This is a genomic window from Trinickia sp. LjRoot230 (assembly GCF_964253315.1).
Classification (GTDB): Bacteria; Pseudomonadota; Gammaproteobacteria; order Burkholderiales; family Burkholderiaceae; genus Trinickia.
Genome location: NZ_CAXUQX020000001.1, coordinates 976,844 through 1,003,267, shown reverse-complemented (window position 1 = coordinate 1,003,267; position 26,424 = coordinate 976,844). Strand labels below are relative to the sequence as shown.

21 protein-coding genes are annotated in these 26,424 nt (G+C 59.4%); 14 read left to right on the top strand and 7 right to left on the bottom strand.

Annotation, left to right across the window (positions count from 1 at the left end; all coding sequences use genetic code 11):
- Positions 1–16: 16 nt before the first annotated feature.
- Positions 17–928: a Kdo hydroxylase family protein gene (locus ACSQ20_RS04640; RefSeq protein WP_436017893.1), complete on the bottom strand. Its 912-nt coding sequence runs from the start codon at positions 926–928 to the stop codon at positions 17–19.
- A 20-nt stretch (positions 929–948) separates the two neighbouring features.
- Positions 949–1,962, bottom strand: coding sequence for a lipopolysaccharide heptosyltransferase I (gene waaC, locus ACSQ20_RS04635; RefSeq protein ID WP_436022915.1), 1,014 nt, complete (start codon positions 1,960–1,962; stop codon positions 949–951).
- Positions 1,963–2,201: 239 nt separating this feature from the next.
- Between waaC and ACSQ20_RS04630 the strand changes: the two genes are divergently transcribed.
- Positions 2,202–2,933, top strand: a complete 732-nt coding sequence (locus ACSQ20_RS04630) for a DUF2242 domain-containing protein (RefSeq protein WP_436017891.1) — start codon at positions 2,202–2,204, stop codon at positions 2,931–2,933.
- A 17-nt stretch (positions 2,934–2,950) separates the two neighbouring features.
- Here ACSQ20_RS04630 and ACSQ20_RS04625 read toward each other — a convergent pair whose 3' ends face one another.
- A complete protein-coding gene (locus tag ACSQ20_RS04625) occupies positions 2,951–4,345 on the bottom strand; it encodes a phosphomannomutase/phosphoglucomutase (RefSeq protein WP_436017889.1) in 1,395 nt (464 codons plus the stop codon).
- Positions 4,346–4,656: 311 nt separating this feature from the next.
- On the opposite strand from ACSQ20_RS04625, the gene ACSQ20_RS04620 reads away from it, so the two are divergent.
- The 5 genes from ACSQ20_RS04620 to ACSQ20_RS04600 all read left to right on the top strand — a co-directional run bounded on the left by ACSQ20_RS04620 (position 4,657) and on the right by ACSQ20_RS04600 (position 10,148).
- The gene (locus ACSQ20_RS04620; protein WP_436017887.1) at positions 4,657–5,913 is read left to right on the top strand and encodes an oligosaccharide flippase family protein; all 1,257 of its coding nucleotides are present in this window, start codon (positions 4,657–4,659) and stop codon (positions 5,911–5,913) included.
- A complete protein-coding gene (locus tag ACSQ20_RS04615) occupies positions 5,910–6,728 on the top strand; it encodes a glycosyltransferase (protein ID WP_436017885.1) in 819 nt (272 codons plus the stop codon). The genes ACSQ20_RS04620 and ACSQ20_RS04615 overlap by 4 nt, the downstream gene beginning before the upstream one ends.
- Positions 6,725–7,894, top strand: a complete 1,170-nt coding sequence (locus ACSQ20_RS04610; protein ID WP_436017883.1) for a glycosyltransferase family 4 protein — start codon at positions 6,725–6,727, stop codon at positions 7,892–7,894. Before ACSQ20_RS04615 ends, ACSQ20_RS04610 begins: the two co-directional genes overlap by 4 nt.
- A 30-nt stretch (positions 7,895–7,924) precedes the next feature.
- Positions 7,925–8,947 (top strand): UDP-glucose 4-epimerase GalE, encoded by a 1,023-nt coding sequence (galE, locus tag ACSQ20_RS04605; protein WP_436017881.1) that lies wholly within the window; start codon positions 7,925–7,927, stop codon positions 8,945–8,947.
- A 91-nt stretch (positions 8,948–9,038) separates the two neighbouring features.
- The gene (locus tag ACSQ20_RS04600; RefSeq protein ID WP_436017879.1) at positions 9,039–10,148 is read left to right on the top strand and encodes an MraY family glycosyltransferase; all 1,110 of its coding nucleotides are present in this window, start codon (positions 9,039–9,041) and stop codon (positions 10,146–10,148) included.
- On the opposite strand, the gene ACSQ20_RS04595 is transcribed toward ACSQ20_RS04600, so the two are convergent.
- From ACSQ20_RS04595 to ACSQ20_RS04580, 4 genes are all read right to left on the bottom strand, one after another.
- Positions 10,145–11,143 (bottom strand): MraY family glycosyltransferase, encoded by a 999-nt coding sequence (locus ACSQ20_RS04595; RefSeq protein ID WP_436017877.1) that lies wholly within the window; start codon positions 11,141–11,143, stop codon positions 10,145–10,147. The genes ACSQ20_RS04600 and ACSQ20_RS04595 overlap by 4 nt on opposite strands.
- A 10-nt stretch (positions 11,144–11,153) precedes the next feature.
- Positions 11,154–12,134 carry a UDP-glucose 4-epimerase family protein gene (locus ACSQ20_RS04590; protein WP_436017875.1) on the bottom strand — a complete coding sequence of 327 codons (981 nt, stop codon included), beginning with the start codon at positions 12,132–12,134 and terminating at the stop codon, positions 11,154–11,156.
- A gap of 33 nt (positions 12,135–12,167) precedes the next feature.
- A complete protein-coding gene (locus tag ACSQ20_RS04585; protein ID WP_436017873.1) occupies positions 12,168–13,352 on the bottom strand; it encodes a glycosyltransferase family 4 protein in 1,185 nt (394 codons plus the stop codon).
- A 115-nt stretch (positions 13,353–13,467) separates the two neighbouring features.
- Positions 13,468–15,357, bottom strand: a complete 1,890-nt coding sequence (locus ACSQ20_RS04580) for a polysaccharide biosynthesis protein (protein WP_436017871.1) — start codon at positions 15,355–15,357, stop codon at positions 13,468–13,470.
- A 365-nt stretch (positions 15,358–15,722) separates the two neighbouring features.
- Here ACSQ20_RS04580 and ACSQ20_RS04575 point away from each other — a divergent pair, with 365 nt between their 5' ends.
- From ACSQ20_RS04575 to rfbF, 8 genes are all read left to right on the top strand, one after another.
- A complete protein-coding gene (locus ACSQ20_RS04575; RefSeq protein WP_436017869.1) occupies positions 15,723–17,174 on the top strand; it encodes a mannose-1-phosphate guanylyltransferase/mannose-6-phosphate isomerase in 1,452 nt (483 codons plus the stop codon).
- 59 nt (positions 17,175–17,233) lie between these two features.
- Positions 17,234–18,343 (top strand): glycosyltransferase family 4 protein, encoded by a 1,110-nt coding sequence (locus tag ACSQ20_RS04570; protein WP_436017867.1) that lies wholly within the window; start codon positions 17,234–17,236, stop codon positions 18,341–18,343.
- Between the two features lie 159 nt (positions 18,344–18,502).
- Entirely contained in the window at positions 18,503–20,353 is a 1,851-nt protein-coding gene (locus ACSQ20_RS04565) for a hypothetical protein (protein WP_436017865.1), read from the top strand.
- A 77-nt stretch (positions 20,354–20,430) separates the two neighbouring features.
- Positions 20,431–22,425 carry a hypothetical protein gene (locus ACSQ20_RS04560; RefSeq protein WP_436017863.1) on the top strand — a complete coding sequence of 665 codons (1,995 nt, stop codon included), beginning with the start codon at positions 20,431–20,433 and terminating at the stop codon, positions 22,423–22,425.
- A 155-nt stretch (positions 22,426–22,580) separates the two neighbouring features.
- On the top strand, positions 22,581–23,675 hold the full coding sequence (gene rfbG / locus ACSQ20_RS04555) for a CDP-glucose 4,6-dehydratase (protein ID WP_436017861.1): 1,095 nt from the start codon (positions 22,581–22,583) through the stop codon (positions 23,673–23,675).
- A 3-nt stretch (positions 23,676–23,678) separates the two neighbouring features.
- Positions 23,679–24,605, top strand: coding sequence for an NAD-dependent epimerase/dehydratase family protein (locus ACSQ20_RS04550; protein WP_436017859.1), 927 nt, complete (start codon positions 23,679–23,681; stop codon positions 24,603–24,605).
- 23 nt (positions 24,606–24,628) lie between these two features.
- Positions 24,629–25,606, top strand: coding sequence for a glycosyltransferase family 2 protein (locus ACSQ20_RS04545; protein ID WP_436017857.1), 978 nt, complete (start codon positions 24,629–24,631; stop codon positions 25,604–25,606).
- Between the two features lie 13 nt (positions 25,607–25,619).
- Positions 25,620–26,399, top strand: a complete 780-nt coding sequence (gene rfbF, locus ACSQ20_RS04540; protein ID WP_436017855.1) for a glucose-1-phosphate cytidylyltransferase — start codon at positions 25,620–25,622, stop codon at positions 26,397–26,399.
- The last annotated feature ends 25 nt before the right edge of the window (positions 26,400–26,424 follow it).

Genomic DNA, 26,424 nt, shown 5'->3' with positions numbered 1-26,424 from the left:
GCCATAGCGGCGGCGCTCAAACGAGCGAGCGGCCCTTGAGCCGCTCCAGAATGCCGAGCGGTGCCCTCTCGGGCGCAGCCATCGCATCAACAGGCAGGAAGAAAGTTTGCTCGAGCATGAATTGCCCCGACATCGCAGCATGTGACGTCTGATCCGAAAAACAGATCCATACGCTACCCGGCGGAAACGGCATGGTCTGCTGCGGGCTCGACTTCTGATAGTCCAGATCGGCCTTCATGCCGTCGTGCAGATGAAGCATCAGATGGTCGTATTCGCTGCGACGTGACTTCGTGATGTGCAACAACGCAAGCAACCAAGCGGACCCAGGCACCTGCGGTTTGATGCGCGGCAAGAAGCGCTTGGCCATCTGTTCGAACGGCTCGCCCACGCGCCATACACGTGGCACACCATTCGGATTCACGTTCGCGAACACGCGCAAGATTCGCTCGCCGCGATTCGGCCGCGACGGAAACGCATCAACGTGCAGACGGCTATCGTCCTTACGCCACGACGTATGCCGCGTTTCGACTTGTGTGAGACGCAGGCTCGTCGGCGCCGCGCGCAGCTTGCCGCGATACTCGGGCAACAGGCCATCCACCAGCGCGCGCGCGTTCGTTTGATAACGTGCGACGAGCGCACGCACGGCTGATATCGTGGCCTCGTTGCCGACCACACCGCGCAGCGCACCGCTATTCGCGCCATTCGCACCGTTCGCACCATTCGCATCGAGGCTGATGTTTTTGCGTTGCGGATCAGCAATCGCAGGGTCGAGCAAAGCCTGCTCGCCGCCGTCGATCGCAAAGCGCAGGTTCGGGAAGTACAACACCTTGCCCTGTTCGAGCCCGGCGACGAGTGTCTCGCGCGGAACCGACAAGCCTTGCCCCTGCCAGTCGGCCGCAGCCACTTCGATGATTTGCGATTCGTTCATGATCTCGTTGAACACAGCGGTTACAGCAGGCCAAAGCCCGCCAGCGCAGACTTCACTTGTTGCAACGAAGGCGGCGCGCCGCCTTCGCCGAGATTGACGACGCGCGGCGACCAATATCCACCGGTACGCCACGCAGTCGCGAAATTGTACAACTCGATCGTCGGCCGCTTGAGCGCCGCGGCAATGTGAACCAGCCCGGTGTCGACCCCGACCGTTGCCGCGGCCGCATCGAGCAACCCGACGACAGCCGGCAGCGACAGCCTCGGCGGAACGATCGCCGCCGCGCCGAATGCCTGCGCGAGCCGCTCGCTCGTTTGCCGCTCGGCATCGTTGCCCCACGGCAGCACGAGCGATATGCCGCGTGCGATCAATGCACGGCCCAGCTCGATCCAATCGGTCTCTGGCCATGCTTTATCAACCCGCGACGTAGCATGCACGAGTACGACGTAAGGCACGGGAAGATTGAGCCCATATGTCGATAGCGCGAACGACGCACGCGAGGTATCGAGACCGAAGTCGATGCTGTCGGCAACTGCTGCGGCAGAGGCCGGTCCCGGTCCCGCCAAATCGATTGCGGCCGCGACCAGCTGACGAGTGCGCTCGACGACGTGCGTGCGTGGAGCAATAGGCACACGCCGGTTATAGAAGAAACGCACCGGCCATTCGTAGCCCGCGCCGTCGGTGCGGTTGCCGAGCCCCACGAGCGGCCCGTGCGCCCATTTGGCGATCCACGCAGTCTTGATGAGCCCTTGGCAATCGATCACGAGGTCGTACCGTTCAGCGGCGAGTGCGCGCCGAAACACGCCAATTTCGCGCCACGTGGTGCGCGAAAACAGATGCTTGCGCCAACGCCGCAGCGAAAACGGAATGGCACGGCGAACACCGGCCACGAGCTCCACGAGATCGGCAAAGCTCTCTTCAACGAGCCAATCGATTTGCGCGCCCGGATACCGGCGCCGAATATCGGCCACCGCGGGCATGTTGTGAACGACGTCGCCCAGCGACGACACTCGCACGATCAGGATCTTTAGCACACCGAAAGAAAAGAAAGGAACGCCGTATGCGGCGAAGCAGGCGGCGCCGGTTTCGCGCTCAACCAAAGACCGCGATTTTACCGCGTCGGCGCAATCCTTCCTCAACTTGGCGTGCGATGAGTCGACGTCGTCACATCGCACGGTCGATTTGAGCGCCTTATCCTTCCCGCGCCGATCACACTACAATGCAATGTTTGTCGCTTCGAATTGCATCATTACCGCAGGCTGCTTACTCGATCATGCTCACGTCTCGTTCCCTTCTTTCCGGCATCGCGCTGCCGCTCACGATGTCAGCCTTGCTAGTGTTGGCGGCGTGCTCGAGTACGCCAACGCCGAAGTCCCAGCAACCGATGTTCGACACGGGCGCCAGCGCGTTTTCGCGCGATTTTCGCGCCACCAACACGGATGCCTGCGAAGCCGCGAGGCGCGCATTGTTGAGCCAGGGGTATCTGACGACCAACTCGCGCACCGATACGATCGACGCCAGCAAAGACTTCCAGCCGAGCGGCGACAAACACGTGACGATCGAATTTCACGTGGTTTGCACGCCGGGAGAAGACGCCGAGAATTCGAGCATCGTGTACGCGAATGCCGTGCAAAGCGGCTACGCGCTGAAAAAGAGCGACACGTCGGCCAGTGTCGGATTGAGCATACTCGGCTCGCTATCGCTGCCGATTCGCTCCAATAGCGATGCAATGGTGAAAGTCTCGAGCGAGACGCTTCAATCGTCTGCGTTTTACGATCGCTTTTTCGATTATGTCGATCAGTACCTGCGCACCGTCGTGAAAGCGACGCCAGTGCCGCCGGCGCCGCCCATCAAAGCGAGCGAATTGCCGCCCTCGCCGCCGGCTGTGCAACCGCCGCCGCAACCGCAGCAGCAATCGCAGCAGCAACCACAGCAATCACAGCAATCACAACCACAGCAACAGCAACAGCAACCTGCGGCAACGGCCGCAACCGCCCCGCACTAGGCGGGACGGTCCAAGGGTTAGAACGGCAACTTCGCGTCCGGCTTGGCCGCCAGCATCACGCGACGGAAATCGCCCTGGATGCGCGCAAGCGCATCCGGATTGTCCGCCTCGAAACGCAGCACGACGACCGGCGTCGTATTCGATGAACGCGCGAGCCCGAAGCCATCCGGATATTCGACGCGCAGACCATCGATGGTCACGACCCGGTCCGCACCCACGAAGCGCGCGTCCTTTTGCAACTGTGCAATCAACGCGAAGTTTTCTCCTTCCTCCAGCTTCAATTGCAATTCGGGCGTCGAAAGCGAGTTCGGCAAGTCGTTGAGCACCTTGCTCGGATCCCCCACGCGAGCAAGCAATTCGAGCAGGCGCGCGCCGGTGTAAAGCCCGTCGTCGAAGCCATACCAGCGGTCTTTGAAAAACACGTGTCCGCTCATTTCGCCCGCGAGCGGCGCACCGGTTTCGCGCAACTTAGCTTTGACGAGCGAATGCCCCGTCTTCCACATCACCGGCTCGCCACCGTGCTCGCTCACCCATGTCGCCAGATTGCGCGTGCATTTAACGTCGTAAATAATCTGCGCGCCGGGCTGTCGCGACAGAATTTCCTGCGCGAACAACATCAATTGGCGATCGGGATAAATGATCTGCCCATCTTTCGTGACAACACCAAGCCGGTCACCATCGCCATCGAATGCGAAGCCAAGTTCGGCGTCCGTTTCCTTCAACGCGCGAATCACATCCTGCAGGTTTTCCGGATGCGCAGGGTCGGGATGATGGTTCGGGAAGTTGCCGTCAATATCGGTGAACAGTTCGACAAGCTCGCAGCCCAGTGCCTTGAAAAGGCGCGGTGCGAGCGCGCCCGCCACGCCGTTGCCCGTATCGACAACGAGCTTCATCGGCCGCGCGAGCTTCACGTCGCCGACGATTCGCTCGAGGTAGGTATCGGCGATGTCGTACTCGACATAGCTGCCCTCGCCCGCGCTGAATTGCCCTTCGGCCGCGCGTCGATAAAGCGCTTGGATCTGCTCGCCGTAGATGGCCGCACCGCGCAGAACCATCTTGAAGCCGTTGTAGTCGGGCGGATTGTGACTACCCGTCACGACGATGCAGGAATCGACCGAACGTTCGCCATCGGGCAACGCGAGCGGCACGCTCGCAGCAAAGTAGCCCACTGGCGTCGGCACCATGCCGATATCAACGACATCGACCCCTGCCGCGCGCAAGCCGTCGGCAAGCGCTGTCACGAGCGATGGTCCGGACAAGCGCCCATCGCGCGCCACGACGACGGCGTCTCCGCCTTGCGCACGCACTTCGCTGCCGAATGCGCGCCCGATCAGGCGGGCCACGTCGACATCGAGCGTCTTGCCTACGACACCACGGATGTCATACGCCTTGAAGATGGATTGTGAAATCATGGATAGGCTCTCACTGACTGCAAAAAAAGGATGCAAAGCGGCGCTGCAGCGCGTTCGTCGAGCACGCTGCGCGCGGTGTCGCCAATCCCCGTCACACCGCCGCCGCACGAAGGTGCGCCGTAATTCCAACTTATAATTGCCGTTTTTCGACCGACGCACGAAGCGCCCATTTTAATGCCAAGACGTTTTCTCGCCGGACATTCGTCAGTTGCTACCGTCGCGACACGCCCCGCTGCGGGGCTCGCAGGCGTTGCTGACGCTGCGCTTGCGCTCACCTCCGCGACACGAGCAACATCCCTGCCGTGCCGCGCATGCTAAGGCGCCTCGCCAATCCGGACGTCGCGAAGGCGCTTGCGAACATCGTCTGGCTCGGGCTCGAAAGGTTGACGCAGATCGTCGTCGCTATCGCCGTGGCCGGGCTGCTCGCACGCTACTTCGGCCCCGATGCGTTCGGCAAATGGCAATACGCGAATACGCTGCTTTTAGTGCTCGTTCCGGTCACCTGGGTATGCGGTGCTGAGATTCTCGTCCCCACGATCGTGCATCGTCCCGCCTCGGAACTGGGCACCGTGCTCGGCAGCGCCTTCGCATTGCGCATAACCGTGTCCGTGGTTGCGCTCGCTGCCACGTGGACCGCCATTGGGGTCGGTATCACTGACCCGCTCGTCGGGGCGATGCTCGCCGGGCTGGCCGTGACCATGCTGTTCAGGGAGCCGGTTATCGGCGTCATCAACGCGTGGCTGCAAAGCATGACGTATAGCAAGCCGCAGTTGTTGGCGAGCATCGTCACCGCGCTCGCGAAAGCCTTGCTCGTGTTTTTGTTCGTACGCATCGCGTTGGCGCCGGCGGCATTCGGTTGGCTTTGGGCGGCCGAAGCGGCCGTCATTGCCGCCGCACTCGTCGTCTACTACATTCGCCGCCATCAGGGCACCCTCGGCTGGCGCGTCGATAAACCGCTCGTGCGTCACTTCGCGAGTGCCGGCACGGTGTTCTGGATCGGCCTCGTTTGCATGTATCTCTTTCTCAAGCTCGACCGTCTGATGCTCGAGCGCGCGATCTCGTTCGCCGATCTCGGCCGCTACTCGGCCGCGCAGCAAATCAACGAGAATTGGATCGCACTCGGCCTGATGCTCGCGCAGACGATCGCCCCCGCCTTCGTCTATCGCGTGCACGACGCACGACACCTGCTGCGCAATATCCGCCGGCTGATGCTGCTGGCGGCCGCGTTGATGGCAACAGGTGCGCTCGTCCTCGATTTGTTCGCACACCTAATCATTACGCGCGTATTCGGCCCCGACTACGAAGGAGCCATCGCGATTTTTCGGTGGTGCGTGTGGTTATCGGTGCCGGCCGGCGTCGAAGCCATCGGCAATCTCGTCGTGCTCAAATACCAGGCGAAGTTCGTCTTGCTCGCGAAGTGGGTACTTGCATTGGCCATCGCGTTCGCCGTCAATCTTGTCGCCATCGCACGAATGGGTTCGTATGGCGCATTGGTCGGGCTCGCCGCCGGTTATCTTGCAGCCACCGCAGTGAACGTTTACTACATCCGCTTGAAGCTACGCTCATGACGAACCCGCCGAACGACGCGCTGGCCGACGTCACCGTGTTGATGCCCGCCTATAACGCGCAAGCGGATGTCGCGCGCACGATCGCCTCGTTCGACGAGGATGCGCTGGTGCGCGTGCTGATCGTCGACGATGGCAGCACGCCACCCATCGTGGCCCCTGCACTGCCGAATCTGGTTGTCGAGATTTTGCGGATACCGCAAAACGGCGGCATCGAACGCGCGCTGCAAGCCGGCATCGATGCGCTCGCCGCGCGCGGTTGCAAATACGCTGCACGCATCGACGCAGGCGATCTGGCAGCGCCGGGCCGGCTTGCCAAGCAACGCGCTTACCTCGAAGCCCATCCGAACGTCGCTGGTGTCGGCATGTGGACACAGGTCGTCACGCACGAAGGCCAGCCGCTTTTCATGCTGCGCCCGGCCACGGAGCCGGCCGACATTCGCCGATTGCGCTTTTTCCGCTCCTCGCTGGTGCACCCGGCGATGATGCTGCGCGTCGATGCGGTGCGTGCGGTCGGCAACTATCGCGTGGCGTACCGCGCAGCCGAGGATCTCGACTTGTTCCTGCGCCTGATGAAACGCTACGACTGCGCGAATTTGCCCGAACTCGGGCTTTATTACGAACTCAACGAGGGCGGCATCAGCGCCACCAAACGACGCCAGCAAATCACGTCGACGCTCAGGCTTCAACTGTGTTATTTCGATGCGCGTAATGTCTACGATTGGTTAGGCCTCCTAAAGAATATGCTGCATCTCGTTACACCGTACACATGGCTGCAACGAATGAAGCGCACGCTCTTCGCGACACATACCGGATGAATGCCCCTTCCCTTCGCGCCACGGCATCAACTGCGCCACTTTCGGTCTGCCTCGTCTGCAATACCTCGTTTGCGATTCATACCTATCGGCAAGGCTTGATTCGCACGCTCGTCGAGAAAGGCGTCGTCGTCACCGTGATAGCGCCACGTGACCGCACAACCGCGCTGCTCGAACAGATGGGATGCCGCTACATCGAACTGTTCGTGGCATCCAAAGGCACCAATCCGCTCGACGACCAGCGCACGCTGCGCGAACTTTATCGTCATTACCGGGCGATGCGGCCCGATGTCGTCTTTCACTACACGATCAAGCCGAACATTTACGGCTCAGTGGCCGCATGGCTCGCGCACGTGCCGTCGATTGCCGTCACGACGGGGCTCGGCTATGTGTTCATTCAAAAAAGCCGAGCGGCCGTTATCGCGAAGGCCCTTTACCGGTTTGCGTTTCGCTTTCCGCGCGAAATCTGGTTCTTGAACCGCGACGATGAGGCGGCTTTTGTCAAATCACGGTTGCTCGCGCACCCCGACCGCGCACGGCTATTGAATGGCGAAGGCGTCGATTTGAATCATTTCGCTTATACGCCGGCCGTTCAGAAACAGAACTTTACATTTGTCTTGATCGGCCGCTTGCTTTGGGACAAGGGCGTCGGCGAATATGTCGAGGCGGCACGCATCTTGCGGGCGAACCACCCCACCGTTCGGTTTCAGCTGCTCGGGCCGGTCGGCGTGGATAATCCGAGCGCCATTACGCTCGATGCCGTGCGCGCGTGGGAGCGCGAGGGCATCGTCGAATATCTGGGCGAGGCCCATGACGTGCGTGAATTCATCGCGAACGCCGAGTGCGTCGTACTGCCTTCGTATCGCGAAGGCGTGCCGCGCACGTTGATGGAAGCGTCCGCAATCGGGCGGCCCGTCGTCGCGACGGATGTCCCAGGCTGCCGCGAGGTGGTGGCCGACGGCGTAACGGGCCTGCTGTGCGAAGCGAAAAACGCCTTGAGTCTCGCCGAGAAACTCGAAGCGATGTTGGGCATGACATACGGCGAACGAAAAGCAATGGGCGAGCGCGGCCGGGCGAAGGTTGTCGCCGAATTCGACGAGGCCGGCGTGATCGCGCGGTACATCGAAACATTGCGCCGGCTCACCGGCGTATCGCTTGATATCAACTGATTTGATATTTGATCTTGACGGAGCACGACGATGGCGAACAAAGGCACGATTCTGGTGACGGGCGGTGCGGGCTTCATCGGCTCGCATACCGCAGTCGAACTGCTCAACAGCGGCTACGACGTAGTCATCGTCGATAACCTGATCAACAGCAAGCGCGAATCGGTTCGGCGGATCGAGCGAATCACGGGGCGCAGCGCTGCGTTTTATGAAGCCGACGCGTGCGACGCGAAAGCGCTTGCCGCGGTATTCGATAAGCATCCGATTGATGCCGTAATTCATTTCGCCGCATTGAAAGCCGTGGGTGAATCGGTTGCCAAGCCGATCGATTATTACCGCAACAATATCGACAGCCTGCTTGTGCTGCTCGATACCATGCGCGCACGCAATGTGAAGAACTTCGTATTCAGTTCGTCGGCAACCGTATATGGCATACCTGAGCGTTCGCCGATTGATGAATCGTTTCCGTTATCGGCGACGAATCCGTATGGGCAATCGAAGTTGATTGCTGAACAGATTCTCCGCGATGTCGAACGGGCTGATCCTGAGTGGCGCGTTGCCGTGCTCCGTTATTTCAACCCGGTAGGCGCGCACGAAAGCGGGCTCATCGGGGAAGATCCGGCGGGGCTGCCGAACAACTTGATGCCATATGTGGCGCAAGTGGCTGTCGGCAAGCTCGACAAGCTGCGCGTATTCGGCAGCGATTACGACACACCCGACGGCACCGGCGTGCGCGACTACATCCATGTCGTCGATCTCGCTCGCGGGCATATCGCGGCGCTCGATGCGTTAAAGACGCGCGATGCGAGCCTGACCGTCAATCTTGGCACCGGCCGCGGTTATTCGGTATTGGACGTTATCAAAGCGTTCGAAGCGGCGTCCGGACGGAAGGTGCCGTACGAACTCACCGAACGGCGGCCCGGCGACGTCGCGTCGTGCTTCGCGAGCACGGCAGCGGCCGAGCAGGTTCTGGGATGGCGTGCGCAACATGGCATCGAGCGCATGTGCGTCGATCATTGGCGGTGGCAGTCGACGAATCCGAACGGGTACGTTTGACCGAGTGGAATAACGTGGTCGGCACCATTGACGCGGCAGACGCCTCGACGGCTCTCGGTATAATTCGCCGTCCGCCACCAGGCTACCGCCCATGTTAAGTTTTGCGCTCGGCTTTCTCGTCTCGCTGCTGGTCACGCTGCTGATCGTGCGCTATGCGCATCTTCACGAAAAATTCTCGGTCGATGCCGATTTGGCCGGCGTGCAGAAATTCCATGCGCAACCCGTGCCGCGCGTAGGCGGCATTGGCATCGTCGTTGGGCTCGTCGCTTCGACGCTGCAGCTATACGGCCCCTATCCGGCCGTCGCGCCGGGCATCCTCGCGTTGGTTGCTTGCGGCATTCCCGCTTTCGCCTCGGGCTTGACGGAAGACCTCACCAAACGCGTCTCGCCCACCGTGCGGCTGGTGGCCACGATGGCTGCCGCCGCACTCGCCTACTTCACGTTGCATATCGCCGTTGTGCGCATCAGCGTTCCGCCGCTCGATTTTCTGCTTTCGTATGCGGTAATTTCCGCGGCGGTGACGGTGCTTGCCGTCGCGGCGCTGGCCAATGCGGTGAATATCATCGATGGCTTCAATGGCCTTGCCTCGATGGTCGCCATGCTGATGTTCGCATCGCTCGCCTACGTCGCGTTCCGGCTCTCGGACCCGATCGTGCTGTCAACATCGCTGATCATGATGGGCGCCGTCCTCGGTTTTTTCATTTGGAATTTTCCGGCGGGGCTGATCTTTCTCGGCGATGGCGGTGCATATTTCATCGGCTTCATGCTGGCCGAGCTCGCCATCATGCTCGTGATGCGGCACCGCGAAGTATCGGCGTGGTACCCCGTGCTGCTGTTCGTTTATCCGATCTTCGAAACCTGCTTTTCGATTTATCGAAAGAAATTCGTGCGCGGAATCTCGCCCGGCATTCCCGACGGCGTGCACTTGCACATGCTCGTCTATAAGCGCCTGATGCGCTGGGCCGTGGGCACGAAGACCGCGCACGAACTGACCCGACGCAATTCGCTCACGTCGCCGTACCTGTGGTTGTTGTGCTTGATCGGCGTCATTCCGGCAACGCTTTTTTGGCAGCACACGGTGCATCTATTCGCATTCGTCGTGCTGTTCGCCGTGACTTACGTGTGGCTCTACGTGAGCATCGTCAGGTTCAGGTCACCGAAATGGCTCGTCATTCGTCGCCAAGGCCGGCGTTCACGTTAGTTCGACGACGGGGCGCCATGTGCGCGTTCGTACGCACGCCAGCGCGAATCGATCCTTATTCCCGCGCCCGCGAGCAGCAGATACCAACCCGCAACCATCAGCCATTGCACCAGCGTCGGCATGCGCAATGCCAACAACGCGACGAGCGAGCCGCACAACATCAGCCCGTAATAGAGCAACGCGACGCTAACGTGCGTCGCGCCGAGCTGCACGAGGCGCTGATAGTAGTGCTGCCGGTGTGCTTCCCATATTTTCTCGCCGCGGGCAACGCGCCTAAGCAGCGTTGCTGTTGCATCCGCAATGAACGGTGCAAAGGCAAGCGCGGGAAACCATAGCGGCCATGCATCGTGCTGCCAGCCCCAAAACCCCAACGCGCCGGCCAGGAAGCCGAGCGGGATCGAGCCAGCATCGCCCAGAAAAATGCGAGCCGGATGGAAGTTGAGCACGAGAAACCCGACGCCCGCGCCCGCGATGGCCACCGATGCAACAGCCAATTGCGGCGCGCTCGACATCGCGGCAATAGCGTATGTCGCAAACCCGAACACGGTCATGCCGCCCGCGAGCCCATTCGAGCCATCCATGAAGTTATAGAGGTTGATCAGCCACACGAGTGCAACGACTGCCAGCGCGGCGAGCCACCACCCGATACCGTTGGCGCTGAACATAACCGCGCAAGCCGCCACGATCAGATGTGCGGCGAAGCGTGTTTTTGCCGACAAGCCGCGACGGTCATCGATCTGCGAAACGGCGCCGAGCACGAGCGCGCCGAGCGCAATCCATCGCATCAAAGGCGCTTCGATTGCGATGATGACGAGCGCAGCGGGCAGCACGCCCCATCCGCCAACACGCGGCACAGGTTTGACATGCAACGAGCGATGATTGGGAATATCGAGTGCGAGATCGAACGCCCACCCTGTGCGCAGCAAAATGCATAGGACTACGAAACAAATGCATGCCGCCATGAAGCCGATGAAAAGCAGAGACGAGATCGTCATCAATAGCGCCTCATTCGTCGGTTGAACACGTTGAACAGGTTGCATCGCTTGACCGCGCACGCACCGTTTCTGTGAGCCCTTCCGAGACTTGCCACGGCGGCGTCCATCCGAGCTCCTGACGCAGCCTCATGCATTCGACGCGTAACGGGCTTGTAAGCCGATTGATGCGATCGGACTGCCTCGTTACTACGCCGAGCGCTCGCAACCAGCGTACGGGCACCGGCACGAGCCGTGCGGGCCGCTGCAATGCGCGAGCAATGGCGCGGATCATTTGCGACACGCTCAAATCCACGCAGTCGGTCACGTGAAATACGCCATCGAGCGGAGCGGGCGAAGTGGCCAACACGCGAATCGCATCGGCGAGGTTGCCGACATAGACCATGCTGCGCTGCGCATCGATGGCGCCAAGCGGCAAAGGAACGCCTTTTTCGACAGCCTTGATGAGTCCGCGAAAATTCGCGCGCACACCCGGGCCATAGACCAACGGCGGCCGCACGATGACGATTTCGATCCCGTTGGCCAAGCCGAATGCGCGCAGCGCCACCTCTGCTTCGCGCTTCGAAATGCCGTACGGGTCAACTGGCGCTGGCTCGTCGTTCTCGCGCCACGGCCGGCCCGGCTCGCCTTCGCCGAGCGCTTTGATGCTGCTCACGAAAATGAAACGGCGCGCGCCGCTCAGCAATGCTGCGCGCACTGCGTTCAGCGTCCCATCGACGTTCGTTGCCCTATGCGCCGCCAGTGGGTCGATTGCGTTATCGCGCATCACGTGCACGCGCGCGGCGAGATGAATGAATGCATCGCACGGGCCGAAGGCAGGCTTACCCACAGCAAGCGCGGCGAAGTTATCGTCTGCAATCACGCACTCTTGTACGCCCGATTCGCATACGCCGAGCCTGCGTACCAGCGCGATGACCTCGTGGCCCTCGCTGCGCAACAGCGCACTCACCGCACGACCGACGAAACCGTTCGCACCCGTGACCGCAATTCGCACATTGTCCTCCTTAAACGCCGGCGCCCGCACGCATCACGCGAGCACCGACCGATAGACGTTGCTGGTCTGTTCCACCGTCGCCGCCCACGTCAGCTGCGCGGCACGCCGCAACCCTTTGATGACGAGTTCGTCGCGCAATGAGGAATCCTCGAGCAATCGTTCGAGCCCATGCGCAATTTCATCGACCGAGTACGGATCGACCTCCCAGGCCGCGCCTTCGGACACTTCCGGCAGTGATGTGACGTTACTGCTCAACGTTGGCACTCCGCTTGCCATGGCTTCCGCAACCGGCAGCCCGAAGCCTTCGTACAACGATGGATACGCGAAAACAGCGGCTGACGACAGCAGATGCGTCAAATCGACACGCGACACATATCCCGGCGCGATGAGCTGTCCCGCACTCGCGAGCGGTTCGATATCGCGCAATAGTTCCGAATTCATCCACCCGTCGGCACCAATGAGCACGAGCGGAAATTCGCGTCGCAATGTTTCGGGCAGGCACGCATAGGCTTTGACGAGACGACGCAGGTTCTTTCTCGGCTGCAACGTACAAACCGATAACACAAAGCCACGATATTTCAAGCCGAGTGCGGAAAGCACATCCGCACACGTTTCATCCGATCGCGGCTGAAAGCATGCTTCGACGCCAAGATGGATTGCCACGACTTTCTCGTCGGGCAAGCCGTAGATCTCGTGAATTTCCTTCTTCGTATAGTGACTGTCGGCGATGACGACCTGCGCTTGCGCGAGCGTGCGCGGCAAACCGTCATCGAGATATTCGACCGCCACACGCGGATGAAACTCCGGATGCCTTCGATGAGACAAGTCGTGAATCGTGACGACCGAGGGCCCGCGGTAAGGCGAAGCAATGAAGTTGGTCTCGTGATACAGATAGCCGCGCTTGGCGAAATCCTTTCGCAGGCTCGCCGAGGCGATGTTTCGAACCAGCGTTCGAGTCTTGTAGACGCCGGGGACGTTACGCGCGGCGCGTAACAGCGTCGCCTTCATGCCCTTGCTGAATTGGGCCGCCTTGCCAAGCGCCGTCTGATCACACATCAACGCGCTCAGGTCCCGTCCCTCGTAGACGTTCGAGCCGACCCAGCCGGCAATCGTCTCGACATCGTTTTGCTCGAGCAATCCTTCGAGCAAATGCTGCGTGTAGTAGCCCACGCCGCTGCGTGGCGGGCGCAGTGAATTAAAGTCGAAAAGCAGTTTCATGCGGTGGCAGCGCAGCCTGAGCAGCCGCGAAAAAGGGGCGCAAAAAAATGCGCGACAGTAAAAGCTGCCATCCTACGACAGGAATCGGTCGATTTTCCAACAGCGTTGAAGCGGTTTAACGTGTGAGTACGCCGGCAGGCCGAGCGACGGGCACCGTTTCGAGGCGCGGCGCGACCGTCGTCTCATATTCTGGGACCCAGCGTCGCAAATCGCGGCGCACTTCATCGTCGGTCAGCACGCGGTGCTGCATCAACCATGGCAGCAGTTCGTCCAGCAGGTTGTCCGGTGCTTCGCGCGCTCGTGCAATGCGCAGCTTGGGATGAACCGTGCGCGCGGTGGTTTCGTCGTCAGCGAGCAATTCCTCGTAAAGTTTTTCGCCGGGCCGCAGGCCCGTGAACACAATGCGAATCTGCTCTTCGTTGAAGCCATAAAGGCGAATCAGATCACGCGCGAGATCGACGATCTTCACCGGCTGCCCCATGTCGAGCACGAAGATGTCGCCGCCCTGCCCCATGCTCGATGCCTGCAAGACAAGTTGCGACGCCTCGGGAATCGTCATGAAAAAGCGCGTGATTTCCGGGTGCGTGACCGTAACGGGGCCACCCTTCGCGATCTGCTTTTGAAACTTCGGGATCACACTTCCCGCGCTGCCCAGCACATTGCCGAAGCGCACCGTTTCGAACTGCAGCGTCTCGCTCATTTGCTGCAGCGCCTGACACGTCATCTCCGCAAGCCGCTTGCTCGCGCCCATGACGTTCGTCGGGTTGACCGCCTTGTCAGTCGAGATCAGCACAAAGCGCTTCGCGCCATGGCGAATGGCCGCGCGCGCCACGCGATAAGTGCCGAGCACGTTGTTGCGTACCGCTTGCCACGCGTTCACCTCTTCCATCAACGGAACGTGCTTGTACGCCGCAGCATGAAAGACGATATGAGGCGCATAGCGCGAGAACACTTGATCGAGCAGCAGCGAATCTTTTGCATCGCCCACCACCGACACCATCGGCACGCCCGGGTGTTGGTCCGCCAACTCTTCGGCGAGCCGATAAATTGCGTACTCCGACACATCAAATGCAATCAATTGAGCCGGCTGAAAGCGCAGGATCTGGCGACACAGTTCCGAGCCGATCGAGCCACCCGCGCCCGTCACCATCACCACGCGCCCGCGCAGCAGCGCTTCCACGTGAGGCGTATCGATTTTGACGGCCTCGCGCCCGAGCAGATCTTCGAGGTCGATATGCCGAACGCGCGCGAGAAACGGCTGGCCTTGCGTCAGCGCCGTGAGCGCCGGGAGCACCAGCGCGCGCACGCCAGCCCGAACGCATAGCGCAACGACCCGGCGCTGCGCGTCGACCGACGCCGACGGGATCGCGATAATCGCATGCTCGGCTTTCAACTGCTCGGCGAAACGGGGTAAATCGCTGATCGAACCCAGAACCTTGTAGCCGTATATTTCGCGACCATGTTTGGCGCGGTCGTCGTCGAGCAGACCGACCAGACGCCAATCGCTCGAGCGGGACAGTTCACGCGCCAGGCTCGCCCCGGCCGATCCGGCGCCCAGCACCAGCACCGGCTTGCCCTGGGCCATCAGCCCGCCGTACAAATAAAATTCCTTAGCAGTCCTATACAACGCGCGCGCGCCGCCCATCACGAGGAAAAGCAGTATCGGACATACGATCAATACCGTGCGGGGGATGATGGGCCACGGTTGCAGCATGACGGCACCGATCATGACGACGAGCGCGCCTGCGCCGACCGCCTTCGAGATACGCACCAGATCCGGCAGACTCGCAAAGACCCACATGCCGCGATAGAGCCCGAACGTGCGGAACATCACTGCGTAGACCAATACGACCCAAACGAGCGCATGAAGCGCACCATGCCAGAACGCGGTGGGCACGGCGCCGTTGAAGCGAATGACGTAAGCGGCGAGCCACGCAGCCGTCACGGCCAATGCGTCGAAAGCAAAGGCGCTCAGCGACAGCCATGACGATTTGAATCGAGCCATCCCGCTATTTACCTCGGAGTAAGAGTTAGAGTTCATAGCGCCGGGAAGCTAGGGACAGCAGCGGGTACGTTTCTTGTTCTCGTGATCGTTGATTGCAGCCCGCTCGACTTCGCAATTGCGCAGGCGAGCATTATGCGGCAGATCGACCGCAATTTCCATGCGCAGACGCGACAACACCACGCCCGATCCCGCCACCGCTGTTACGGCATAAGCCTCGGCGAGCCTTCACGATACGCCAGAAAAGAGACTGGAAGGAATAGCGGGACAGGTTGAGTCTTGCAAAATCGGTAACGAGATGTACCCATTTGCGGTTCGGTGAGGTCAATTTCGGCTAGAATCGCCCCCTGCACAATGGATCAGCGCCGATGAATATCATTCCTGTCATCATCTGCGGTGGCGCCGGAACGCGCCTTTGGCCGGTTTCTCGCGAAACGTTTCCGAAGCCGCTGCTTAAACTCGCGGATGGTCAAAGCCTTCTTCAAAAGACGTTTTTACGCGCATCGCGTGTTGCGTCGGCGAATGAAGTGCTGATTGTCACTAATCGCGAAACATATTTCCTGATCAAAGACGAGTGCGCCGAATTAGACGCAGACATATCGCGCCTCGGTTTCGTACTTGAACCCGCCGCCCGCAATACCGCAGCCGCGATCGGCGCGGCCGCCGAGGTGATTCGCGCAGAGCACGGCCCGGACGCCGTCATGCTCGTGATGCCCGCCGACCAGCTCATCGAGAAAGAGCAGCAATTCGCGCAAGCGGTGCAACAGGCAGCGCAGTGCGCGATGGACGGACGCATCGTCACGTTCGGCATTCGTCCGACAGCGCCCGAAACCGGCTACGGCTACATCGAATTCGAAGCGCGTCCGTTGCCGGGCAGCGCATCCATCCACAAGGTCGAGCGTTTCATCGAGAAACCCGAACTCAGCGTCGCGAAGGAATTGATCGGCTCTGGCCGGCACCTTTGGAATGCGGGCATGTTTTGCTTCACCGCGCAGACGATGCTCGACGAATTGCACAAGCACGCTACGAACGTGATCGAGCCGACGCTCGCGGCCGTGCAAGAGGCACGGCGCAGCACCTCGAACGACGGCTTTTGCGTCGAACTCGATGCTGCGCACTTTTGCAAAGCGGAGAACATCTCGATCGACTATGCCGTCATGGAGCGATCGAACAATGTGAACGTCGTGCCTTGCGATCTCGGTTGGAACGACATCGGGTCGTGGCTCGCCGTTAGCGAGCTGACTGCGCCTGACGAACTTGGCAACCGGATCAACGCGAAAACCGCGCTTCACGACGTCGAGAACTGTTTCGTGCAAAGCGACGAGCGCCTGGTCGGCATGGTGGGTGTGCGCGACCTGATCGTCGTCGATACGCCCGATGCGCTGCTGATTGCCGATAAAGCGCATGCACAGGACGTCAAGCAGCTCGTCGCCAAGCTCAAACGCTCGAACCACGACGCTTGCCGCCTGCACCGTACCGTGCATCGGCCGTGGGGCACGTACACCGTGCTCGAAGAGGGCGACCGCTTCAAGATGAAGCGTATCGTCGTGAAACCCGGCGCATCGCTGTCATTGCAGATGCACCATCATCGCAGCGAGCATTGGATTGTCGTCAGTGGTTGCGCCGAAATCATCAACGGCGAACAGACCATCTCGTTGCAGCCGAACGAGTCGACGTACATTCCGGCTGGCCACAGGCACCGGCTCGTGAATCCGGGCGTGCTCGATCTCGTGTTGATCGAAGTGCAATGCGGCGAATATCTCGGGGAAGACGATATCGTTCGCTTCGAAGACGTCTACGGGCGCGCGCCCAGCAACTAAGTTGCCGTTGCGTGAGGCCGTTTGCGCCTCACGCCCTCTTTGCGAAAACTGCACGACACATGCGCGTTCTTCATTTTTATAAAACATATAAGCCCGATTCGATGGGCGGAGTCGAAGAACTGATCGGGCAGATATGCTCGGGCGCTGCGAAACAAGGGGTCACGAGCGAAGTGTTGACGGTCAGCAAAGATACGTCGACGGTCGACTTCGGGGACCACATTCATTACCGTGCGAAGCTCGACTTCGAGATTGCGTCGTCGGCATTTTCGATCCATGCGTTAAAGCGTTTTACGGAACTGGCTCGGCATGCGGATGTGATTCATTATCACTTTCCATGGCCGTTCGCCGACATGGCGCATTTTCTGACGCGCGTGCGCAAGCCGTGTCTCGTCACGTATCACTCCGATATCGTGCGGCAGAAATTCTTGTTGCAGTTTTATAAGCCGCTGCGCGACCGGTTTCTTGCGAGTGTCGACAAGATCGTTGCAACCTCGCCGAATTATGTCGAGACGAGCGAGGTGCTGCAGCGCTTTCGCAGCAAGGTGGAAGTCATCCCGATCGGGCTCGATCCGGCATCGTACGCGGCGCCGAGTGACGAGAAGTTGCGGTACTGGCGCGAGCGAGCTGGCGAGAAGTTCTTCTTGTTCGTCGGGAATTTGCGGTACTACAAGGGACTGCATATTCTGTTAGACGCACTCGCGGGGACTGATTTTCGTGTGGTGATTGTGGGAGCCGGGCCCGTCGAAGGTGAGTTGCGGCAACAAGCGGCGCGGCTCAAGCTCGGCAATGTGGATTTCGTTGGGCCAGTAGGCGACGACGACAAGATCGCATTGCTCACGCTGTGTCATGCGCTCACGTTTCCTTCGCATCTGAGGTCCGAAGCGTTTGGGATCTCGCTGCTCGAAGGGGCGATGTTCGGCAAAGCGCTGATATCGGCGGAGATCGGGACGGGGACGTCGTATGTCAATGTCGACGGGCAAACGGGGGTTGTCGTGCCGCCGAGTGATCCGCAAGCGTTGCGGGAAGCGATGGGGAGGATTTGGGGGGATGACGCGTTGGCAGGTCGCCTAGGCCACAATGCGAAGCTGCGTTTTCAGAACTTGTTCACAGCGCAACAGATGGCCAGCGCTTACGTCCAGTTATATCGCCAGCTCACTGTAAAGGAATAATCGCGGAGACCCATGATAAGCGCACCCGCACAAACAAGGCACCGCTCGAATTCTCCGCTCGCCTATGCAGTAACCGTTATAGCCGTAATCGTTACGTACGCCTTTGCTAAGACGGTGTTGACGCCGACTCGCGTTGGCGACGGCAGCGAGTATTACGCCATGTATCTGGCATGGACCACAGCACATCGCCCTTTTATGACCCCCGACGCCTGGGCGATGTTGGATCAGCTCGCCCGGTCTCGCGCTATTCTCAATTTTGTCCCGACGTCACAACTCTTTGCGCAGTTCCCCCAACTCCATCTGGGTGACACCGCTGATTTCAATCATTTCTGGTTATACAGCCTGCTCGCTGCGATAGTTGGAAAAGCCTCAGCGCTCTTTGCCTCTCCCGTGAGCCCGCACGATGCGTTTCTGTTGCTGCACAGTTTGCTTTTCGGATTTCTTCTCGCACTCGCCTATCTCATCAATCGTTGGAGCGGTCTGACAGCCGTCACTGTGCTTACCGTGCTATCGCCATTGGTGTGGTACGTCGACAAAGTGCACACCGAATTTTTCACCTACTGCATGGTATGCGGGGCCGTGATCGCGCTCTGCGGCCATCGGTATTTTCTTTCGTCGGTTTTGCTCGCGATCGCATCGACACAAAATGTGAGCTTCGCAGCGATCGCTGCGTTACCCCTCGTTTTCGCCCTATTTGACGGCGGCATCCACCAGCGCTTCACGCTTGGTCAGCTCATCTCGGCTGCGGCAGTAGCGTTGCTCGTCTTGTTGCATCCAGCATATTATTTTTTCCGCTACGGGGCCATCGACCCTCAGTTGATTGCTGGCGGCGCATCGATCGGCGGCAATCTGCGCAACTTCTATGTCTGGTTGCTGGACCTTGACATCGGCTTGTTCCCCAATTGGCCGCTTGGCGTGCTGCTAATTGTGGCGCTCATCGTTTCTCTCGCTCGAAAATTGTTTGGCCGCGACAACATGAGCCAAGCGTCGGCGAGAAAACGCATTCACTGGCGCGAGTATTTGATCTTCTGTGCTTGCTATTTGATCGTTAACTTATTTGCTCAGTCGTCGACAGAAAAACTGAATTCCGGGGCGACCCCTGGCCTTGCGCGCTACGCGACATGGTACATCCCGCTGTTCTATCCGGCTCTTCGGACGTTGCTCAGAAATGTCCAACGCATAAAGCTGAGCACAGTGAGCGGTGCCGCAAAATTGATCTGCTTGGTGCCGGGCCTCGCGATATGCATCGGCTACACATATGCGTTTCAACGCCCCGAGTTGTCGGAGGGCGGCTACGTACAACCATCACCAGCATCACGCTTTGTCCAGACGCATTGGCCTGGCACCTACGATCCACCCGAAGAAATTTTTGCAAAACGATATAGCGGAGTGGGTGAGGCTCCGGAGCTCGCCACCGCCTTAGCGGTCGTCGGTCCCGACTGCAGAAAGGTCCTGGTAGAGAAAGGAGCGGGGCGAATATTTGGCCTTGCTGGATGCGGATTAGACGAGAAACGTATGTCCGCATTGCTCAGATCAGGCACACTCTCCGAAGTACCACGAGGGGACTACGTCGAGCTTTCGGATAAACAAGCCGAGGCTCTGCTCCTGCCGTGTCCAGACGTGATCATTCTGTCCGACCGCAGTAACGCGATCGACGAAATGCTTCGCGGATTTAGCGCGGCAGAGCCATGGGGGCGTTGGAGCGATGGGACCCACGCCTCGATTGTCTGTGCATCACGGGGTATAGGGAAAGCGGTAATCACCGCGCACGGATTTACCACCCCAGGACGAGTACAACGCTGGAGCGTGGCCGCGAACGAAGGCCCTCGCTTGTCGTTTCAATTCGACGCTTCGACGCGTGAAGTGGAAGCGCCGATCGCGGCGGAGAAAGGCAAACAAATGAAATTGACGTTCTGGTTTCCGGACGTCATATCGCCGCAAAGTCTCGGGTTGAGCGAAGATCAACGCCAACTGGCGCTCGGCCTTACTACAGTCCGCTTTACGCCGTAGTACAAAAACGATGCTGACGTCGAGAGCCGAATATTGCTAACGATGTCCCACAAGAAAGCGGCGACTTGGTCTCATCGATGACCTTGACGCCCCCGAATGCGTTCGAGGAGCACGTTTTGGATAGGTCAAAAATCGGCACCGCATGTTTTGTACTGATTACTGCGGTCTTGCTTCCACTGATTAGTTCAGATCGCATCTGGTCAAGCAGCGTCGATCTGGCACACCACTATGCTCTGGTGGAGCGCCTCCTCGAACCGGGCGGAGTTGGCTCGACCCCGGACTTAACCCTTGGCGAAATGCAGTTTTATCCGCGCGTGGGCCATCTGATCGCCACCGTCGTCGCGAGCGTTCTGGGCTCCAGCATTGCTGGCATGGCGCTCACTGGCACCGCCTCGTTAACCGTTATCTGGATCGCCGTCGCATACCTTCTGTCTGCGGTTGGCAGGCCGATCGGTATGCGTGTGCTCTTTGCCAGCGCAATGACTGTCGGCGTTGGCGGTACTGTCTTGAAGCTGCAAATTTTTGGAAACGAGATCGTCGGTAACTACTTCTTTTCTCAACTGATTGCGCAGGCTGTCCTATTGATCGCGGTAGCCGCCGCATTGTGGCTGGAGCGGCAATCATTTCCACGGTGGCTCCGCTACGGATTTTTGGCTGCTTCCATTCTCGTAATCGAGAGCATCCATTTATTGCCTGCTATCGAAGGGCTGGGTGTTTTGGGCTTCTTGTTGCTGTCAGACGTGGTCGACTCATGGGACGCACGCGCAACCAACGGCGCCGTCGCTCGTTCGATCGTGCGTTCGGTGTTGCTCTTGGCTGCGACAACCGCCGCGGTGATAGCACATCCGACTTTCGCAGTCATGCGCACAATCAGCGAAAACAACGGGGCGCTTCCGCTGACGCTGTTCCGCTCGCTGACCGGTTTATTCGCGCTGGCGCTCGTTGTGTTCGGATTGTCCATCGCGTTAATGCTTCGATCGAGAAATGTGACAGCCGAAACACGCCAGAGCGCACTACCGTTGAGATACATCGGTGCGCTCGGAGCATCTTGCAGCGTTTTGTTCGCCCTTCAGTGGCTGGCCGGCCATTTCGGACAAGGCTCGGAGTATGCGAGCAAGAAGTATGTGTTCGCGCTGACATCGATATTTCTGATCGAAGCTCCGCTCTTTCTGATCGCTACTCCAAGCGCATTGAAAATCGCAGCGAACGCACATCAAGGCAAAGCGTACAGATTCGTTGACTCGATTGCGCTGATCGCCTTTATCGTTGCAGCCTTTCTCGCGGCCACACCTCGACATGCTGACTTGTCGGTGGCGAAAATGCGCGGGATCGAGCGAGAAACGAAGGCGATTCAGACATTCCGTCTTGAACACGGCATTACCGGCCGAGCATTCGCAATTCATCTGCCTGCTGCGAGCCCTGTGTTGGATTATATGTTTTCGATTGCCACGCTCAAGGCACCCAGAGATGACGCGACCTACGACGTGCTCCTCGGCAGGACACCGCGAGGATTGGCGCAGGACGTCGTTATCGTCACCGGTCGCGACGACCCAACGTACGATGTGCATCAGTGTCGCTTTCCTACCGCGACGACAAGCCTGGTCGCCGTCGACGCGCGATGCTTTGTGACAGCAAAGCATCTGAACTCCACCTGTCGAGACTACTTTGATCTGACCTCTGCAAGCCCAATTGACCCCTCGCTGCTGTCCGGGTTCAGTTCGCAGGAACCGGCTGGAAGTTGGACCGATGCCAAGAGCGCGTCTTTCAAGTGCGAAATGCCAGTCGCAGCGACCTTTCGCCCCCGCTTCGTTGATGTGACAGCCAGTGCGTTTGTCCCGAGCGGGCATAAGCAGCGTCTCACGTTGTCGCTGGGCGATTCGGACGTACATCAGAGCGTCGTCTTTACCCGCCCTGCAGAGGCGAGAGTGATAACGCTGCCAATAAGCAGTAGCACAGATCACTGGCTGAGCCTTCGCTTCTCGCTACCTGATGCGATTTCGCCTGCCCAGGCAGGCGTTAGCGCCGATGCCCGCTTGCTTGGCGTACAGATCAGTGCAATCCGTCTTCGATGAACGACTGTACCGACCACCGATCGCATCGGCACCAAAGCGCTGCGCGGAAGTAAGGGTTAGCGCAATATCGCGGTGCGCTTGCCCTGAGTGATGAGAGGCCCCACGAATCGAATACAATAGCGGGCTTATTACCATACCTTACGGAAGGTTACGGCATGAGCACGCCTCCCCTGTTCAACTTCGAGCGGTCGCTGGCGGGAAAGAAAATTCTCGTGACCGGCCACACTGGCTTCACCGGTGCATGGGCATGCCTCTGGCTCAGCGAGATTGGCGCTCGGGTTGCCGGTATCGCGCTACCGCCGGATCAAACCCCTTCACTTTATGAAGAAGTCGGCTTTGCTGCGGACATTGATTCGGTATACGCCGACATCGGCAATGCCGATGATGTCAGGCTTGCCTTCGACAAGTTCGCACCGGACGCGGTTTTGCATCTTGCTGCACAGCCGCTCGTGCGCCGCTCGTATCGCGAACCGGTAGCGACATTCGCGACCAATGCACTGGGCACGGCACACATACTCGAAGCGGCTCGCTCAACGCCCTCCGTCCGCGCCGCTGTATGCGTAACAACCGACAAAGTTTATAAAAACAACGAGTGGCAATGGCCGTACCGCGAGAACGATCCATTGGGCGGCAAGGATCCGTATAGCGCGTCCAAAGCCGCCGCAGAAATGATTATCGACAGCTTCCGCAGTTCATTCGGCAAGACCGACGGCACGGGCCTGGCGATCGCAACAGCTAGAGGCGGCAACATTATCGGCGGCGGCGATTGGTCGGAGGATCGCCTTGTGCCCGACTTCGTCCGCGCGGTGATCGGAAAGTCCCAGTTAACGCTGCGTTATCCCGACGCGACAAGACCATGGCAGCACGTGCTCGCCCTCGTGCAAGGCTATCTGATGTTGATGGCGGGTTTGTTGGAAGAACCGGCGAAGTTCGCGCGCTCATGGAACCTTGGGCCGCAGGACCCCAAAAGTTTCACTGTGCGCGACGTTCTCGAAGAACTCGCAAAAAACTGGGAACGGCCGAACCTTGAATATATGACTGAACCGCTACCCGAGGCTGGCGCGCTTGCCCTCGATAGCTCCCTTGCACGTAACGTCTTGGGATGGGCTCCGCCCTGGGATACTCGCCGCGTTGTGTCTGAAACGGCCAACTGGTACCGCGAATATTATCAACGCCCATCGGACGCACGGGCGATATCGCTGACGCAGCTTTCGCAGTGGCGCTCCGATTTGCGGAACGCCGGGGCCTAGCACATGCTATCCCGCGTTCTACTTACGGGCGGCTCCGGCTTCGTTGGGCGTCGATTAGCGCAGATGCTGCGTCGCTCAGGCGTTGACGTGACGAATATCGGGCGGCGCCCGTGCCCCGTTGACGGAGTGGACAATCGAATCGTCGCAGCATTGTCGATCGAGTCAATGACAGAGGCGATCGGGAAAAACAATAAGTTCGATGGGCTGATACATCTGGCGGCTTCAGGCGTCAATCCAGGCAGCCGCGATCCGCTTGATCTGATTGAAGTCAACGCTGCGCTCGCGCCAAAGATCGTCATGTTGGCGGCGGATCTGGGCTGTCGAGCCGTCGTAATCGCGGGCAGTAGCGCCGAGTATCACGCGCCGCAGACCGATGTACCGCTCGTTGAAGACGCGCCGCTCGAAATGCAAAAGCTCTACGGTGCCACGAAAGCGGCCGGCAGCATTCTCGCGCTAGCCAGTGGCGCTGCAATTTCGCTTCCTGTTGCGATCGGCCGACTGTTCAATGTCTTCGGGCCTGGGGAAGCTCCGCATCGTCTGCTACCGTCGTTGGCTACCAACCTGCGTGCGGGACAACCCGTCAGGTTGTCCGCAGGCACTCAGGTCAGAGATTTCATCTACGTCGACGATGCGTGCACAGGGCTGATAGCGCTCGCCGAAGCGTTGAGCGAACACAGGATGCCTAGCGGTGCTTACAACTTGGCGACGGGCACGGGCCATTCGGTTGCACAGTTCGCACGAACGGTCGCATCGGCAATAGACGCCGACGAAAGTCTGCTTCAGCTCGGCGCACTGCCGATGCGCGCCGACGATTTACCGTACGTCGTGGGTAACCCCGATCGACTGAAGCAGGCATGCGGGTGGAGTGCCGCCACCACACTTATCGACGGCATCCGCCGGACGCTCGACGAGCTTGAGCGCACTTCCTAGACAATTAACCATGCCCAACGTCTATGCGAATTGATTCCGCTATCGCTTGCCGCCCCCTCATTTCGATCACGATCCCCGTGCTAAACGAGGCGGACAATCTCGACATGCTGTACGCGCGCCTCGATGAATTGTCAAAAAAGATGGCGAGCAAGTGCGACATGGAGTTCGTCTTTTCCGACAATCATTCGGATGACCGCACCTGGGAAATCCTTTCCGAATTCGCTCGTCGGGACCCGCGCGTGCGCGCGATCCGTTTTTCAAAAAACGTCGGATTTCAACGGTCGATCCTTGCCAATTACATCCATACGCGCGGGGATGCAGTGCTTCAGATCGATGCTGATCTACAAGACCCGCCGGAGCTGCTGGAAAAATTCTTTGCGCTGTGGCTGGAGGGTTATCACGTTGTTTACGGTGTGCGCGTAAAACGGCGCGAGGGTCGCCTGATCAACGCGTTTCGCCGCGTCGGCTACTGGATCATAGATAAGATAAGCGAACACCCCATCCCGAGAGATGCAGGCGATTTCCGGCTCGTAGATCGAAAGGTCATCGACGCCGTGCAGAAGTTTCGGTCGCCGAACCCTTATCTCCGCGGCCTGATTGCAGGACTGGGCTTCAAGCAAATCGGTATCACGTATGAAAGGTCGGCGCGCGTTGCAGGCTCGAGTAAGTTCGGCCTCGCACAGCTCATTCGGCTAGGCTTAACCGGCGTCTTTAATCACTCAGTCATTCCCCTGCGGATCGCAACTTATGCCGGCGTGCTATTGCTAGGTGTCAGCATCGTAGGCGCCCTCTACTACGCCGTACTTCGCATTTTTCACCCGGACCTGCCGCGCGGACTTGCCAGCATTCACATATTGGTATTGTTCGGCATCGGCTTTCAATCGCTGCTGCTGGGCATCCTTGGGGAATATCTTCGGCGCATATATGTCTTACTGCGCTCCGAGCCAACAGCCATCGTCGAGCAAGCGCTGAACATTGCGCCCGACGAGCTAAAACTTTGAATTGGGGGAGTGAATGAAAGCTGTTATCTTGGCAGGTGGCCTTGGGACGCGGATCGCGGAGGAGTCGGACCACAAGCCGAAGCCGATGGTCGAGATTGGCGGGAAGCCGCTTCTGTGGCACATCATGAAGACGTATAGCCATCACGGCATCAACGACTTCATCATTTGCCTCGGCTATAAAGGCTATGTAATAAAAGAATTTTTCTTTAATTATTATCGTCACACTGCGGATCTCGAAGTCAATCTGGCTACCGGTGAGCATAAAGTTCTAAGCTCGCAGTCCGAACCATGGACGATCACGCTCGTCGATACCGGCGCCGATACGATGACGGGTGGGCGCCTCAAGCGCGTGGCATCGCACTTGAACGACGAAACGTTTTGCCTGACCTATGGCGACGGTCTTGCGGATATCGATGTCGCCGCCGAAATCGAATGCCATCGGAAGCACGGCAAACTTGCGACTGTTGCCGCGACTCAGCCGCCGGGACGTTTCGGAGTACTAAACATCGCGGACGGCAATCAGGTCACGAGCTTCGAGGAAAAGCCGACAGACGAAATCGGTTGGATCAATGGCGGCTTTTTCGTGCTGGAACCGAAGGTGATCGACTACATCGATGGCGATTCGACATCGTGGGAGCACGCCCCGCTGCGCAACCTCGCAGGCGATGACCAACTGGTAGCGTTCCATCACCACGGGTTCTGGCAACCGTGTGACACGCTTCGGGACAAGCGCCAACTCGAAGCACTATGGGAAAGCGGGAAAGCCCCTTGGGCAGTCTGGAACGCTCGCTAAGCACGCATTAGGACAACGCCCACTC